Origin of the sequence: Isoptericola sp. BMS4 (genome assembly GCF_011634835.1) — a bacterium.
Classification (GTDB): domain Bacteria; phylum Actinomycetota; class Actinomycetes; order Actinomycetales; family Cellulomonadaceae; genus Isoptericola.
Genome location: NZ_SIRP01000001.1, coordinates 3509571 through 3523870, shown reverse-complemented (window position 1 = coordinate 3523870; position 14300 = coordinate 3509571). Strand labels below are relative to the sequence as shown.

The window sequence follows — 14300 nt, the reverse complement described above, 5'->3', positions numbered from 1 at the left end:
GCGCGGCGCCCGACCCGGTGCGGGGGATCTCCTCGATCGGTCAGCGGCCCACGGCGTACCCCTGTGCGCCGCGCGGGTTGGCCGCGGCGCCGAGGACTCCGGTGGCGGGGTCACGGGTGACGGCCGACAGCCGGCCGAGCGCCCAGTCGCCGGCGCGGGTGACGACGTGGCCGCGCGCCTCCAGCGCGGCGATCACGTCCGAGCCCAACCGGTTCTCGACGACGGCGCCCCCGGGCGTCCAGGTGCGGGGCCAGAACGACCCGGGTGCCGACGTCGTGTGCAGTGCCGGGGCGTCGATCGCCTCCTGGGGCGTGTAGCCGCCGACGAGCACCCGCAGCAGGAACGCGAGCTGCCACTGGTCCTGCTGGTCCCCGCCCGGAGACCCGCACGCCATGATGGGGTGCCCGTCGCGCAGCACGAGCGTGGGCGTGAGCGTGGTCCGCGGGCGGCGGCCCGGCTCCAGGCGCGACGGTGACGCCTCGTCGAGCCACGTCATCTGCAGACGGGTGCCGAGGGCGAACCCCAGCCCCGGGACCGTGGGGGAGGACTGCAGCCAGCCGCCGGACGGCGTCACGCTGATCATGTTGCCCCAGCGGTCGACGACGTCGAGGTGGCACGTGTCGCCGCGCGTGCGGCCGTGCACATCGGTCTCGAGCCCGTCCGAGGTCCCGGGCGCCGCGGTCGCGGGGACGGTCGGCTCCCCGACGCCGGCCGCCGCGCCGCCGGTCGGGGCCCCGGGCAGCGCCGCGGCAGGAGCGCCGGTCGCGTAGGTCGTGCGCAGGGGCGGAGCCGGGGGAGCGGATCGGCCCAGCAGGGTGCTCGGGCGCAGCTCGTGCGATGCCCGCTCGTCGACGAGGGTGCGGCGGGCGGCCGCGTGCTCCGCGCTCAGGAGCGCGTCGAGCGGCACGTCGTCGTCGCCGTACCAGGTGTCACGGTCGGCGAGCACGAGCTTGAGCGTCTCCAGCACCGTGTGCGCGCCGAGCTCGGTCGACGGGTCGAGGCGGTCGTCGTCGAACGCGTCGAGGAGGCGCAGCGCCTGCAGGAGGGCCGGTCCCTGCCCCCACGCCGCCGTCTTGGCGACGGTGTACCCGCGGAAGTTCACGGTCGCGGCGTCCTCGTAGCCGGCGGCGAACGCGTCGACGTCGGCCGCCGTGAGCACGCCCGCGTGGTCCCGGCCGTCGGAGTGCCGGTGGGGCGTGCGCACGAACGCCTCGACGGCCTCGCCCACGCGGGTGCGCCAGGCGTCCCGGGCGGCGTCGACCTGCCGGGCGCGGGCCGCGCCGTGCTCCCGGGCGGCCTCGGCCGCCGCGGCCAGGTCCGCCAGCAGCGCCGCGTGCTCGGGGTTCGTGACGAGCTCTCCGGGCCGCGGGGCGCGGCCGTCCGGGAGCCACCGGCGGGCCGACGTCGGCCAGTGCTCCGCGAACAGGTCCGCCACGCCCTCGACCGTGCGGCACACCGCGGCCAGCACCGGGTGACCGTCGCTGGCGTACCCGATCGCCGGCTCCAGCACGTCGGCGAGGGGCCAGGTGCCGTGGTCGCGCAGCAGCAGGAGCCACGCGTCGACGGCACCGGGCACCGCGGCGGCGAGGGCGCCCGACCCGGGCACCAGGTCGAGGCCCTCGGTGTCGCGGTAGTGCCCGATCGTGGCGCCCGCGGGCGCCGGGCCCTGGCCCATGAGCACCCGGGGACGGTCGGGCTCGGACGCCGTCGCGAAGATCCCCGTCATGTCGCCACCGGGCCCGTTGAGGTGCGGCTCGACCACGTGCAGCACGAACGCGCCCGCGACGGCCGCGTCGAAGGCGTTGCCGCCCCGTTCCAGCACGGACTGGGCGCTCGCGGACGCGAGCCAGTGCGTGGAGGCCACCATCCCGAACGTGCCCCGCAGGTCGGGCCGGGTCGGGTGGGCCGGGGGCGGGGTGAAGCCGGGGCGGGTCGTCATCGGGCTCCCGAGGTCGGGCGTCGTCCGAGGTCGCGGGTCACGCTAGCGCGTCGCCGCGCGTCGTCCGGGGCGAGGCGCCGCGAGGCCGGTAGCGTCCGGCGCCATGGGGGACGACGACGTCACAGGGACGGCAGGCGCGCGCGGCGTGACGGAGCAGGGCCTGCGGCACACGCTCGACGACGCGAGGCCGCGCTGGCGGATCGTCGGGCCCGGGCTGGTGGTCGCCGCCACGGGGATCGGCGCCGGTGACCTCGTGGCCACGCTCGTCGCCGGCAGCACCTACGGGTACACGCTCCTGTGGGCGGCCGTCGTCGGCGTACTGATCAAGATCGTCCTGGTGGAAGGTGCGGGTCGCTGGTCGCTCGCCACCGGCCGCACAATCTTCGACGGCTGGAAGTCCCTGGGCGCGTGGGCCACCGTCTACTTCGGCGTCTACATCGTCGTGTGGGGGTTCAGCTACGGCGCCGCCGCCATGTCGAGCACCGCGCTGCCGCTCGCGGCGCTGTTCCCGGAGGTCGACCTGGTCTGGTTCGCCGTCGCCTCGGGCCTGATCGGTGCCGGGGTCGTGTGGCTGGGCCGGTACCGCGCGTTCGAGAAGATCGTCGCCGTCCTGGTCGGGCTCATGTTCGTGACCGTGGTGGGCTCCGCGGTGCTCACCGCCCCGAACCTCGGCGAGGTCGTCGCTGGCCTGGTGCCGCGCGTCCCCGAGGGCTCCGTCTTCTACACGCTCGGGCTGGCCGGCGGCGTCGGTGGCACGATCACGCTCGCCGCGTACGGCTACTGGCTCAGGGAGAAGGGCTGGTACGCGCCGGGATGGATGCGTGTCATGCGTATCGACAACGCCTCGGCCTACGTGATCTCGGGCGTCTTCGTGATCTCGATGCTGATCGTCGGCGCCGAGCTCCTCTACTCCAGCGGTTCCGCCGTCGCGGACGGGCAGGGTGGGCTGGTCGATCTCGCCGACGTGCTGGCGGACCGGTACGGGGAGGCCATGGCCCCGGTCTTCCTCGTGGGGTTCTGGGCCTCCTCGTTCTCGTCGATCCTCGGCGTGTGGAACGGCGTCTCCCTGATGTTCGCGGACTTCGTCGCCACCGCGCTGGGTCACGCCGACGACGATCGTCGCCGGCGCTCGGGAGGGCTGTACTACCGCGCGTACGTGCTGTGGCTGACGTTTCCCCCGATGCTTCTGCTGCTTCTCGACAGGCCCATCGCCCTGGTCGTCGCGTACGGGGTGCTGGGCTCGCTGTTCATGCCGTTCCTGGCGCTGACGCTGCTGTTCCTGCTCAACTCGTCCCGGGTGCCCCGGAAATGGCGCAACCGTCCGTGGACGAACGTCGTCCTCGGCCTTGTCGCGCTGATGTTCCTCGTGCTGGGAGTGAGCGAGCTGGTGAAGGCGGTGGAGCCGCTGATCGGTGGATGACCTTGTCCGACATGTCCCCCATGGATCGTGCCTTGGGGTGTCGGCCCCCAGCCCGAGAATGATTGTTAACTATTTGTGACACGAAGTCCGAGTAGAGTCACATAGTGATAAACATCATCGCCTTCGCGGCAGGGGAAGCCCTGATCACGGGGTGCGATGGCCTACGATCGTGCAAAGCGCCGACGCCGAGATGCGTCGCGCCATGTCGTCTCGGCCCCGACGGTCGTCGAGGAGCGAGCGACGAGGTGTTGCCGTGACATGGGCCGTGGTGCCCGCACGGCGCACGGTCACTGTCCCCGACCCGGGAGAATCGTGCCAGCCATCGAAGCATCTGGCTTGACGAAGATCTTCGGCCGCCGCCCGCAGCGCGGTGTCCGCATGCTCGCCGAGGGCGCCGACCGCGCTCAGCTGCGGAAGGAAGGCCTGACCGCGGCGGTGATCGACGCGACGTTCAGCGTCGAGCCCGGCGAGATCTTCGTCGTCATGGGCCTCTCCGGCTCCGGGAAGTCCACGCTGATCCGGACGGTGAACGGCCTGCTCGAGCCCACCGACGGCGTCATCCGCATCGACGGCCAGGACGTCACCCACCTGTCGAAGACGGGCCTGCGTGAGGTGCGCCGCAACAAGGTGAGCATGGTGTTCCAGCACTTCGCGCTGCTGCCGCACCGCACCGTCGGCGAGAACGCCGCGTACCCGCTCAAGCTGCGTGGCGTCTCCAAGTCCGAGCGTGAGGAGCGTGCCGAGGAGGCCCTCGGCATGGTCGGCCTCAAGGGGTGGGGCGGCTCGCTGCCGTCGCAGCTCTCGGGCGGCATGCGCCAGCGCGTGGGCCTGGCCCGCGCGCTCGCCGCAGGTACCGACGTCCTGCTGATGGACGAGGCCTTCAGCGCGCTCGACCCCCTGATCCGCAAGGAAATGCAGGACCAGCTGCTGGAGCTGCAGGCCGAGCTCGGCAAGACCATCCTGTTCATCACGCACGACCTCAACGAGGCGATGCGGCTCGGTGACAGGATCGCGATGATGCGCGACGGGCGCGTCGTCCAGGTGGGCAGCGCCGAGCAGATCCTCAACGAGCCCGCCACCGACTACGTGGCGCAGTTCGTCGCCGACGTCGACCGCAGCCGGGTGCTCACCGCCGGCGCGGTGATGGAACGGGCGGTCGCCGTCGTGGGCTCCGAGACCGGTCCGCGCTCCGCGCACAAGCTGATGCGCGAGAACCAGGTCCCCGCGCTGCTGGTGACCACGCGCAGCCGCAAGGTCGAGGGCATCGTCTGGGAGGACGACATCGCCGCCGCGCTGAAGACGGGGGCCGAGAAGCTCCCGCTGAGCGCGACCGACGTGCCGCGCGTCACCGCGGACACCCCGCTGTTCGAGCTCTTCCCGTACGCGGCCGCGACCCGCAACCCCATCGCCGTGGTCGACGAGCAGGGGCGCCTGCAGGGCGTCATCCCGCGCGTCACGCTCCTGAGCGCCCTGTCCGGCCCGGACGGCACGGACGGCGCCGCCGACGGCCCGGACGCCGCCGGTGCGGACGGAGACACCACCCTCGACACGGCAGGAGTGCACTGATGTCCCCGATGCCCACAGCTGCGTCCGACACGGTCATGCCCGACCTGCACATCGGCGACGCCGCCTCCGAGGCGGTCGACTGGATCACCTCCAACCTGTCGGGGCTGCTCGACGGGATCAGCGCCGTGCTGGACTTCCTCGTGAGCCTGGTCACCGACGTGCTGCTGGCGCCGCCCGAGCTGGTGATGATCGCCGTCTTCACGCTGATCGCGCTGCTGGTGCGGTCCTGGGGGCTCGCGGTGTTCACCCTCGTGGGCCTGCTCGTCATCGAGAGCATGGAGATGTGGGAACCCGCCATGGAGACCCTCGGGCTCGTGCTCGTGGCCGCGGTGATCGCGATCGTGATCGCGATCCCCATCGGCATCCTCGCGGCCCGCAACGACAGGGTCAGCGCGTTCGTCCGCCCGGTCCTCGACTTCATGCAGACCATGCCCGCGTTCGTCTACCTGGTGCCCGTCGTGCTCTTCTTCGGGATCGGCGTGGTCGCGGGCGTCTGCGCCACGATCATCTTCGCCCTGCCGCCCGGCGTGCGGCTGACCGAGCTCGGCATCCGGCAGGTGGACTCCGAGACCGTCGAGGCCGGCGAGGCCTTCGGCGGGACGTCGGGCCAGATCCTCTACGGCATCCAGCTGCCGCTGGGGCTTCCGACCATCATGGCGGGCGTCAACCAGGTCATCATGCTGTCCCTGTCGATGGCGGTCGTCGCCGGCATGGTCGGAGCGGGCGGACTGGGCAACCAGGTCGTCACCTCGATCTCGCGGCTGGACGTGGGCCTCGGCTTCGAGGCCGGCCTGTCCGTCGTCATCGTGGCGATCTTCCTGGACCGCGTCACCGGAGCCATCGGCCAGCCCACCGGCAAGACGCTCGTCGCCAGGGTCCGCAACCGCAGCCGGGCGGCGGCCGCGACCGCCACCCCGGTCTGAGCGCCGACCCACGAGCCAGCTCGGGGACTCGATTCCCTGTCAACGGAAGGAACTCAGCACATGAGCACCCATCGCAAGCATCTCCGCCGGGGCATCGCCCTCACCTCCGTCGCGGCGCTCGGGCTCACGCTCGCCGCCTGCGGAAGCGACGAGGGCGACAGCGGCTCCGGCGGCGAGTCGGGGGGCGGCGACAAGACCATCACCCTCGGCTACATCCCGTCGTGGACCGACGGTCTGAGCACCGCCTACCTGCTCGACAAGAAGCTGACGGACGCCGGCTACACGGTCGAGCACGAGGAGCTCCAGGACGCCGGACTGCTGTACACCGCGCTGGCTCAGGGCGACGTCGACATCTACCCGTCGGCGTGGCCCGAGGTGACCCACGCCTCCTACATGGAGCAGTACAGCGACGACATCGAGGACCTCGACACGTACTACGAGGGCGCGAAGCTGACCTTCGCCGTGCCCGAGTACACGGACGTCGACTCGATCGCGGACCTGCCCGACAACGTCGACACGTTCGACGGCCGCATCGTCGGCATCGAGTCCGGTGCCGGTCTGACCGAGGCCACCCAGAACAGCGTCATCCCGGAGTACGGCCTCGACGAGGCGGGCTACACGCTGGAGACGTCGTCCACGACGGGCATGCTCTCCGAGCTCAAGAAGGCGACCGACGCCCAGGAGGACATCCTCGTCACCCTGTGGAAGCCGTTCTGGGCCAACTCCGCTTTCCCGGTCAAGACGCTGGAGGACCCGAAGGGCGCGCTCGGCGAGGCCGAGGGCCTGCACTTCCTGGCCACGAAGGGCTTCTCGGAGGAGAACCCCGAGGTCGCGGACTTCATCGGCCAGATCAAGCTGGACGACGCGCAGTACGGCGCACTCGAGGACACGGTGGTCAACAAGCACGAGGACGACCCCGCCGCGGGCGTCGACGAGTGGCTGTCGGAGAACCCCGACGTCGTGCCGGACGTGCAGAGCTGACGCTCCGCGCACCGATCGGGCGTGCCGTATGACACAGCGCTCGCCCACCTGACGCGGCCACGCGTCACGGGAGGCCGGGCACCCCTGGGTGCCCGGCCTCGCTGCGTCCGCGCCTCGCCGCGGACTACCCTGGGGGCTGGCCCCTCGCCGACGGCGGCGGGGCCCGCGCAGACGGGAGCCCCCAGCGCAGCCACGACGCCACGACCCCGACCCTGGAGGGCCACCATGTCCACGACCGCCGAGGCCCCGACCGACGCCGGCTTCGACGAGCTCCCCGGCCGCTACAAGGTCCGCTCGCTCGCCCTCGCCGAGGCCGGCCGCCACCAGATCCGGCTCGCCGAGCACGAGATGCCCGGGCTCATGGCGCTGCGCGCCGAGTACGGCGAGACGCAGCCGCTGGCCGGCGCCCGCATCGCGGGATCCCTGCACATGACCGTCCAGACGGCCGTGCTCATCGAGACGCTGGTCGCGCTGGGCGCCGAGGTCCGCTGGGCGAGCTGCAACATCTTCTCCACCCAGGACGAGGCGGCCGCCGCGGTCGCGGTGGGACCGCACGGCACCCCCGACGACCCGCAGGGGGTGCCCGTCTTCGCCTGGAAGGGCGAGACCCTCGAGGAGTACTGGGACTGCACGGAGCAGATCCTCGTGTGGCCGGGGGGCGACGGCGCGGAGCTCGCCGGGCCGAACCTCATCCTCGACGACGGCGGCGACGCGACGATGCTCGTCCACCTCGGGCTGCAGTACGAGCGTGCCGGCGTGGTGCCGCCCGACACCCTGCCCGGGGAGCCCGACCACACCCACGAGATGAACGTGGTGCGCGGCGTGCTGCGCCGCGCGCTGGACAGCGACCCGCTGCGCTGGACGACCGTCGCCCAGGGGATCGGCGGCGTCACCGAGGAGACGACGACGGGCGTGCACCGCCTCTACCACCTGGCCGAGGCCGGCGAGCTGATCTTCCCGGCGATCAACGTCAACGACTCGGTGACCAAGTCGAAGTTCGACAACAAGTACGGCATCCGGCACTCCCTGCCCGACGGCATCAACCGCGCCACCGACATCCTTATCGGCGGCAAGGTGGCGTTCGTCGTGGGGTACGGCGACGTCGGCAAGGGCGCCGCCGAGGCGTTCCGCGGCCAGGGAGCCCGGGTGGTCGTCGCCGAGGTGGACCCGATCTGCGCCCTGCAGGCCGCGATGGACGGGTTCCAGGTGGCGCGCCTGGAGGACGTCGTCGGCGAGGTGGACTTCGTCATCACCACCACCGGCAACAAGGACGTCGTCCGGGTCGAGCACATGCTGGCGCTGAAGGACAAGGCCGTGGTGGGCAACATCGGCCACTTCGACAACGAGATCGACATGGCCGGCCTGGCGGCGGTCCCGGGCGTCGTCAAGACCGAGATCAAGCCGCAGGTGCACGAGTGGACCCTCCCCGCGGCGGACGGGCGCCCCGAGCGCTCGATCATCGTCCTGTCCGAGGGTCGTCTGCTCAACCTGGGCAACGCGACCGGCCACCCGTCGTTCGTCATGTCGAACTCGTTCGCCAACCAGGTGATCGGGCAGCTGGAGCTGTTCGCGGACATGGCCCGCCCGGCCGACGAGCGGCAGTACGAGCGGCAGGTCTACCGCCTGCCGAAGGTGCTGGACGAGAAGGTGGCACGGCTGCACCTCGACGCCCTGGGCGTGCGGCTCACCGAGCTGAGCACGGAGCAGGCCGCGTACCTCGGCGTCCCGGTCGAGGGCCCCTACAAGCCCGAGCACTACCGCTACTGACGCGGGAGCTGTCAGGCTCTCGTACCGGGAGACGCGCACGAGAGCCTGACAGCTCGCAGGACGGGGGACGTCCCCCGTGACCACGCGGCGGTGGGCCGGGTACCGGCACGGCACGCGCGCGGGCAGCCTGGAAGCATGACCACCATGACGTCCACCGACGGCCCCGCGCCGGCGCCCGCGGCCGCGGCGCCGGCGCGACCCGCGGCGTGGCCCGCGCGCCCGCCGTTCCTCCTCGCCCCTTACGACCGCCGCACCTGGCGCGGGTACGGCTTCCTGTGGCTGGCGCTGCTGCTCGCGCCGTTCGCGTTCACCTACGCGCTGTTCACGGTGGTCTTCACGGCGGGGGTCGCGGTGACGGTCGTGGGCCTGTTCGTGGCCGGCGGTGTGCTCCTCGGCGCCCGGGGCTGGGGCTCGATGTACCGGCGGATGGCGGTGCGCTACCTCGGCGTCGAGATCGCGGAGCCCGCCCCGCACACGCCCCGGCGGGGCTTCTGGCGCCGCCTCGGCGGGATGCTCGGCGACGCGACGGCCTGGCGGGCGCTGCTGTACATGGTGGTGACGTTCCCGCTGGCGATCGTGTCGTTCGTGGTCAGCACGGTCGTCCTCGCCGTCGCGCTGGGCGCCGTGACGCACTGGTTCTGGTCGCGATGGCTGCCGCTGCAGCAGGCGTCCGACGGGTCCTGGCACCGCGGCGCGTCGTTCGGCGCCGACTGGTTCGTCGACACGCCGGTGCGCCAGCTCGCCCTCGTGGGGGCGGGGATCATCCTGCTGTACCTGTGGCCGCAGGTGCAGGCGCTGTTCGTCGGGCTGTTCCGGCTGCTGGCCACGGGGCTGCTCAGCCCCACCCGGGCCAGCCTGCGGGTGGCGTACGCGGAACGGGCCCGCGCGGTGACGGTCGAGGACGCCGACGCGCGCCTGCGCCGCATCGAGCGTGACCTGCACGACGGCACGCAGGCGCACCTCGTGGCCGTCGCCATGCAGATCGGCGAGGCGCGCGAGCTCCTGCGCGACGGCTCCGACGGGGTGGACGTCGCCGAGCTGGCCGCCGTCCTCGACACCGCGCACACGAGCACGAAGGACACGCTCGCCGAGCTGCGCGAGCTCGCCCGCGGCATCCGGCCCCCGGCGCTCGACGCGGGGCTCGCCGTCGCGCTCGAGACCCTGGCCGCGCGGGCGGCGCTGCCGGTGCGCGTGCACGCCGTCGGGCTCGACGGTGCGGACCTGCCGCCCAGCGTCACCGCGATCTCGTACTTCGCCGTCGCGGAGCTCGTCGCCAACGCGACCAAGCATGCCCGCGCCACCGGCGTGGACGTCGTGGCGGGCGTGGAGCCGGTGGCCGACGCGACGACGGGCACGGCGCGGCGCGCGCTGGTGCTGCGGGTGCACGACGACGGCGAGGGCGGGGCGGGCGTGCGCGCCCCGGACGCGTCCGGGCGGGGGAGCGGGCTCGCCGGCCTGACCGACCGGCTCTCCGGCGTCGACGGCACGCTCGACGTGGTGAGCCCCGCCGGAGGGCCTACGGTGATCACCGTGACCATCCCGCTCCCCGCACCCGGAGGTGCCCGCCGATGAGCGCCCAGGACCGCGCCGCCCTGCGCGTCGTCGTCGCCGAGGACTCCGCGATCCTGCGCGACGGCCTGGTGGCGCTGCTCGCCCGCCGCGGGCACGACGTGGTCGCCGCCGTGCCCGACGGGGAGAGGCTCGTGCGCGAGGTCACGCGGCTGGCCGCCGCGGGCGAGCCGCCCGACGTGCTCGTCGCCGACATCCGGATGCCGCCGACGCACACGGACGAGGGCCTGCGGGCGGCCGAGGAGCTGCGCACCGCCCACCCGGGCCTGCCGGTGCTGGTGTTCTCGCAGTGGGTGGAGACGCGGTACGCCTCGCGACTGCTGGAGGGCGACCCGCGCGGCGTCGGGTACCTGCTCAAGGACCGCGTCGCCGACGTGGGGGACTTCGTCGCCGCCCTGGCCCGGGTCGCGGCGGGCGAGACGGTGCTCGACCCGGAGGTGGTCCGCCAGCTCATGGGGGCGCACCGGTCCGCCGAGGACGGCGTGACCCGGCTGACGCCGCGCGAGCGCGAGGTGCTCGAGCTGATGGCGCAGGGGCGCTCGAACGGGGCGATCGCGGACGCCCTGTACCTGTCGTACGGGGCGGTGGAGAAGAACGTCGCGTCGATCTTCACCAAGCTCGACCTGCCGCAGGACTCGGCCGACCACCGCCGCGTGCGCGCGGTGCTGCACTACCTCGGCGTCGACGCCTGACACCGGGCCGTCTCGGGGCCGGCCGGCCGGCTGGAGCGGCTCAGCGCGGGACGTCGCGGCGGCGGAACCCGGCCAGGCCGAGGCCCACGAGCGCGACCGCGACGGCGAGGACCACGAGCACCCCGGTGCCGGACGCGGGCTCGGCGGGCAGCCTCCCGATCGCGTGCATCGGCGAGGCCTGGAGCAGCGCGTCGGGCAGGTCGAGGGTCTCGCCCAGCATCTCGACGACGGCGACGTAGCCGAGCGCCGCCCACTGCACCGCGGTGGCCCGCGGGGCCAGGCCGACGAGCGCCACGCCGAACGCCGGGACCACGGCGACCGCCGGCAGGTAGTCCACGGCGGACGCGAGGGTGCCGCCGTCGTCGCCCGTCACGCGCGCGACGACGCCGGCCAGCGCGGCGCCCCCGGCGAGCGCCACGACGGCGCCGCCCACCACCGCGACCAGGATGTGCGCACCGAGCCAGCGCACCCGCGACGTGGTCCGGGCGAGCGCGGCCTCCAGCCGCCCCGCGGTCTCCTCGGCGCGCACCCTGCCCACGACCTGCGCGCCCGCGCCGAGCGCCATGAGCACCAGCAGCACCAGCGTGAACGAGGCGTACCAGCTCGTCGGGTCGCCCTGCGCACCCGCGGAGAACACCGCCTGCAGGTCCGGGTTGGCGGCCACGACGTCCGCGACGTCGTCCGTGAACGCCCCGAAGACCGCGCCGACCAGTGCCGCGCCCAGCGCCCACCCGGCGAGCGCCGGCCCGTGCTGCCGCAGCGCGAGGCCCAGCGTGCTCGTCAGCACCGCACCTGCGCGTGCGGGCCCCGGCCTGCTGGGCACGACGGCGCTGCCCAGGTCGCGGCGCCCGACGAGCGCCAGGCCCGAGGTCACGAGCACGGCCGCCGCGCCGAGCGCGAGCAGCAGCGGCCACACGCGCGCGTCCTCGGCGAACGGCCGGGTCTCCTGCTGCCACGCGAGCGGCGAGAGCCAGCGCCACCCGTTGTCCTTGACGTCGCCGACCGCCCGGAACAGGTACGCGGCACCGAGCACGACCACGCCGGCCCCCACGACGCCCGCGGCCCGGCGCAGGAGCTGTCCGGCCAGTGTCGCGACGCCCGCGAAGACCAGGCCCAGCCCGACGACCGACGCCGCGTACAGGGCGGCGTCGGCGGTCGCGACGCCCTCGGCGACCAGGGCCGCCGCCATGCCGAGGCCGACCAGGAGGAGCGCGGTCGCGGTCAGCAGCAGCGCGGCCACCCACGGCGTCCGCGAGCCGACGGCCCGCGAGCGCAGGAGCTCCAGCAGGCCGGTCTCCTCGGCGGCGCGCGTGCCGCGCACCACGAGCAGGAGCCCCATCAGCGGGACCGCGATCGCGGCGATGAAGCCGAACTCGTTCGCGACCACGCCGCCGAGCGTGTCCGCCCCGTACGGGGTGCCGTTGATCGCCGCCATCGTCGGGTCGGAACCGACCGTCGCCTGGTACGACGCGAGCTGCTCGGGCGTCCCGTACGTCGTGTCGATGGCCGAGACCGTCGCGGCGTACGTGGCCACGAGCCCGAGCACCCACGCGAGCAGCACCACCCACCCGGTGCGCAGCTGCAGACGCAGGACCGCGCCGAGTCCGGTGCCGCGGGGGCTCCTCGCCGTCATGCGGTGTCCTTTCTGCCTGACCGCTGCGGTGCCTCGCTCGGGCACCCCTCGTTCCTCGGAGTACCTCCGCGGGGGCTCCTCGCCGTCATGCGGTGGCCCCGTCGTACTCGCTGAGGAACAGCTCGTCCAGGCTCGGCGGGCGCACCGTGAGCGACGCCAGGCCGCCGTCGACCAAGGGCTTGAGCACCCGGTCGAGGTCGCCGGGGTCGACGGTGAACGTGAGGTCGTGGCCGCCGTCGGGGCCGGAGTCGGCGGGTGACGACGCGACGTCGTGCAGGTCGAACGCAGCGAGGTCCGGGGCCGGCCCGCGGGTGACGGCGTGCACCCGGGTGCGCGCCAGACCGCGGAGCTCGGCGACGGTGCCGTCGCGCACGGTGCGTCCCCGGCGGATGATCGTCACGGTCGAGCACAGGGCCTCGACCTCGGACAGGATGTGGCTGGACAGCAGCACCGTGGCGCCGTCGGCGGCGCGCTCGGCCACGCACTCGCGGAAGACCTCCTCCATGAGGGGGTCGAGGCCCGACGTCGGCTCGTCGAGCACGAGCAGGTCGGCGCGCGCCGCGAACGCGGCCACGAGCGCCACCTTCTGCCTGTTGCCCTTCGAGTAGTCGCGCACGCGCTTGGTCGGGTCGAGGTCGAAGCGCTCGACGAGCGCCTCGCGCCGCGCGGGGTCGAGGGGCGCCCCGGACGCCCCGAGGACGTCGATGCACTGCCCGCCGGTGAGCCCCGGCCAGAGCGCGACGTCGCCGGGGACGTAGGTGAGCCGGTGGTGGAGCGCCACCGCCTGCCGCCACGGGTCCTCGCCGAAGAGTCGTACGTGCCCGCCGGACGCCCGCACCATGCCGAGCAGGATCCGGATCGTGGTGGACTTGCCCGCGCCGTTGGGCCCCAGGAACCCGCGCACCTCCCCGGCGGAGAGTCCGAGGCGCAGCCCGTCCAGGGCGCGGAACGACCCGAACGTCTTGACGAGCCCGTGGATGTCGACGACCTGCTCCGGCATGGGACCTCCCGTCGGGACCTGCGTCGGTCGATGTGGCAGTGACTGTCAACTGGCAGCGACTGTACTCTTGTCGGGACGCGATCGCGAGGGCACGGGAGGTGGACGTACGCATGGGAGCCGACCTGCGGCAGCGGCGTCGCGCCACCACGATGCGCCACGTGCAGCGGGTGGCGCTCGACCTGTTCGAGCGCCACGGGTACGACGCCGTCTCCGTGGCGCAGGTCGCGGCGGGCGCCGACGTCGCCGAGCGCACCGTCTACCGGCACTTCGGCACCAAGGAAGGCCTCGTCGTCCACGACGAGGCGGACGACGCGTTCATCGGCGACGTCGTCCGCCGGGCGCGGCGGGTCGGGGCGCTCGCGGCCGTGGCCGAGGCGCTCGACGCGCTGCCCGGCGACGCCTGGAGCGGCCCCGGCGCGCCCGTCGCGGACTGGCTGCGCAAGCTGCGGCTGCTGCGCGGCACCCCGGCGCTGCGCACCGTGTTCGCGCAGGCGACGGCGGAGCTCGGCGACGCGCTGGGCGCCGCCGAGGCCGAGGCCACCGGCGCGGAACCGTACGCGACCCGCGTGCGAGGGCGGGCCGTGGCGGCGATGCTCGCCGTCGCCGTCGACGCCTGGGTGGACGGCGACGGCGAGCCCGACCTGCGCGTGCTCGTCGCCGACGGCGTCGCTGCGCTGCGGGCCTCCCCGCCCGGCGACTTGTCAGGATGAGAGGCCGGTATACGTCCCGCACGTCCTGACAACTCTCGGCTCGGCGGGTTCAAGCGGTCGTCGCAACACGCGTCGTCAGGCTGTCAAGAGTAGGCGGTTG

Annotated in this window: 11 protein-coding genes; 8 read left to right on the top strand and 3 right to left on the bottom strand. The window is 73.6% G+C overall.

The features are described 5' to 3' along the window. Positions 1-40: 40 nt before the first annotated feature. Entirely contained in the window at positions 41-1939 is a 1899-nt protein-coding gene (locus EYB28_RS15890; RefSeq protein ID WP_166849821.1) for a gamma-glutamyltransferase family protein, read from the bottom strand. 103 nt (positions 1940-2042) lie between these two features. On the opposite strand from EYB28_RS15890, the gene EYB28_RS15885 reads away from it, so the two are divergent. The 7 genes from EYB28_RS15885 to EYB28_RS15855 all read left to right on the top strand — a co-directional run bounded on the left by EYB28_RS15885 (position 2043) and on the right by EYB28_RS15855 (position 10857). Continuing rightward, entirely contained in the window at positions 2043-3359 is a 1317-nt protein-coding gene (locus tag EYB28_RS15885) for an Nramp family divalent metal transporter (protein WP_166849818.1), read from the top strand. 312 nt (positions 3360-3671) lie between these two features. Next, the gene (locus EYB28_RS15880; RefSeq protein WP_240930593.1) at positions 3672-4925 is read left to right on the top strand and encodes a glycine betaine/L-proline ABC transporter ATP-binding protein; all 1254 of its coding nucleotides are present in this window, start codon (positions 3672-3674) and stop codon (positions 4923-4925) included. An 8-nt stretch (positions 4926-4933) separates the two neighbouring features. After that, positions 4934-5848, top strand: a complete 915-nt coding sequence (locus EYB28_RS15875; RefSeq protein WP_240930592.1) for a proline/glycine betaine ABC transporter permease — start codon at positions 4934-4936, stop codon at positions 5846-5848. A gap of 60 nt (positions 5849-5908) precedes the next feature. Next, on the top strand, positions 5909-6829 hold the full coding sequence (locus EYB28_RS15870) for a glycine betaine ABC transporter substrate-binding protein (RefSeq protein WP_166849813.1): 921 nt from the start codon (positions 5909-5911) through the stop codon (positions 6827-6829). Between the two features lie 225 nt (positions 6830-7054). Further along, positions 7055-8596 (top strand): adenosylhomocysteinase, encoded by a 1542-nt coding sequence (gene ahcY / locus EYB28_RS15865; protein ID WP_166849810.1) that lies wholly within the window; start codon positions 7055-7057, stop codon positions 8594-8596. A gap of 135 nt (positions 8597-8731) precedes the next feature. Beyond that, positions 8732-10168: a sensor histidine kinase gene (locus EYB28_RS15860; RefSeq protein ID WP_166849808.1), complete on the top strand. Its 1437-nt coding sequence runs from the start codon at positions 8732-8734 to the stop codon at positions 10166-10168. 20 nt (positions 10169-10188) lie between these two features. Beyond that, a complete protein-coding gene (locus EYB28_RS15855) occupies positions 10189-10857 on the top strand; it encodes a response regulator transcription factor (protein ID WP_205711052.1) in 669 nt (222 codons plus the stop codon). A gap of 40 nt (positions 10858-10897) precedes the next feature. Here the strand turns inward: EYB28_RS15855 and EYB28_RS15850 are convergent, their stop codons facing one another. Beyond that, entirely contained in the window at positions 10898-12490 is a 1593-nt protein-coding gene (locus EYB28_RS15850; RefSeq protein WP_166849803.1) for an ABC transporter permease, read from the bottom strand. Between the two features lie 85 nt (positions 12491-12575). Next, a complete protein-coding gene (locus EYB28_RS15845) occupies positions 12576-13490 on the bottom strand; it encodes an ABC transporter ATP-binding protein (RefSeq protein WP_166849801.1) in 915 nt (304 codons plus the stop codon). 110 nt (positions 13491-13600) lie between these two features. On the opposite strand from EYB28_RS15845, the gene EYB28_RS15840 reads away from it, so the two are divergent. After that, entirely contained in the window at positions 13601-14200 is a 600-nt protein-coding gene (locus tag EYB28_RS15840; protein ID WP_166849799.1) for a TetR/AcrR family transcriptional regulator, read from the top strand. Positions 14201-14300 lie beyond the last annotated feature (100 nt).

What these genes read in the sequence shown, in the direction of transcription:
- EYB28_RS15890 (WP_166849821.1), bottom strand. Translation starts at nt 1,939, where the DNA reads ATGACGACCCGCCCCGGCTTCACCCCGCCCCCGGCCCACCCGACCCGG.
- EYB28_RS15885 (WP_166849818.1), top strand. Translation starts at nt 2,043, where the DNA reads ATGGGGGACGACGACGTCACAGGGACGGCAGGCGCGCGCGGCGTGACG.
- EYB28_RS15875 (WP_240930592.1), top strand. Translation starts at nt 4,934, where the DNA reads ATGCCCACAGCTGCGTCCGACACGGTCATGCCCGACCTGCACATCGGC.
- EYB28_RS15870 (WP_166849813.1), top strand. Translation starts at nt 5,909, where the DNA reads ATGAGCACCCATCGCAAGCATCTCCGCCGGGGCATCGCCCTCACCTCC.
- ahcY (WP_166849810.1), top strand. Translation starts at nt 7,055, where the DNA reads ATGTCCACGACCGCCGAGGCCCCGACCGACGCCGGCTTCGACGAGCTC.
- EYB28_RS15860 (WP_166849808.1), top strand. Translation starts at nt 8,732, where the DNA reads ATGACCACCATGACGTCCACCGACGGCCCCGCGCCGGCGCCCGCGGCC.
- EYB28_RS15850 (WP_166849803.1), bottom strand. Translation starts at nt 12,490, where the DNA reads ATGACGGCGAGGAGCCCCCGCGGCACCGGACTCGGCGCGGTCCTGCGT.
- EYB28_RS15845 (WP_166849801.1), bottom strand. Translation starts at nt 13,490, where the DNA reads ATGCCGGAGCAGGTCGTCGACATCCACGGGCTCGTCAAGACGTTCGGG.
- EYB28_RS15840 (WP_166849799.1), top strand. Translation starts at nt 13,601, where the DNA reads ATGGGAGCCGACCTGCGGCAGCGGCGTCGCGCCACCACGATGCGCCAC.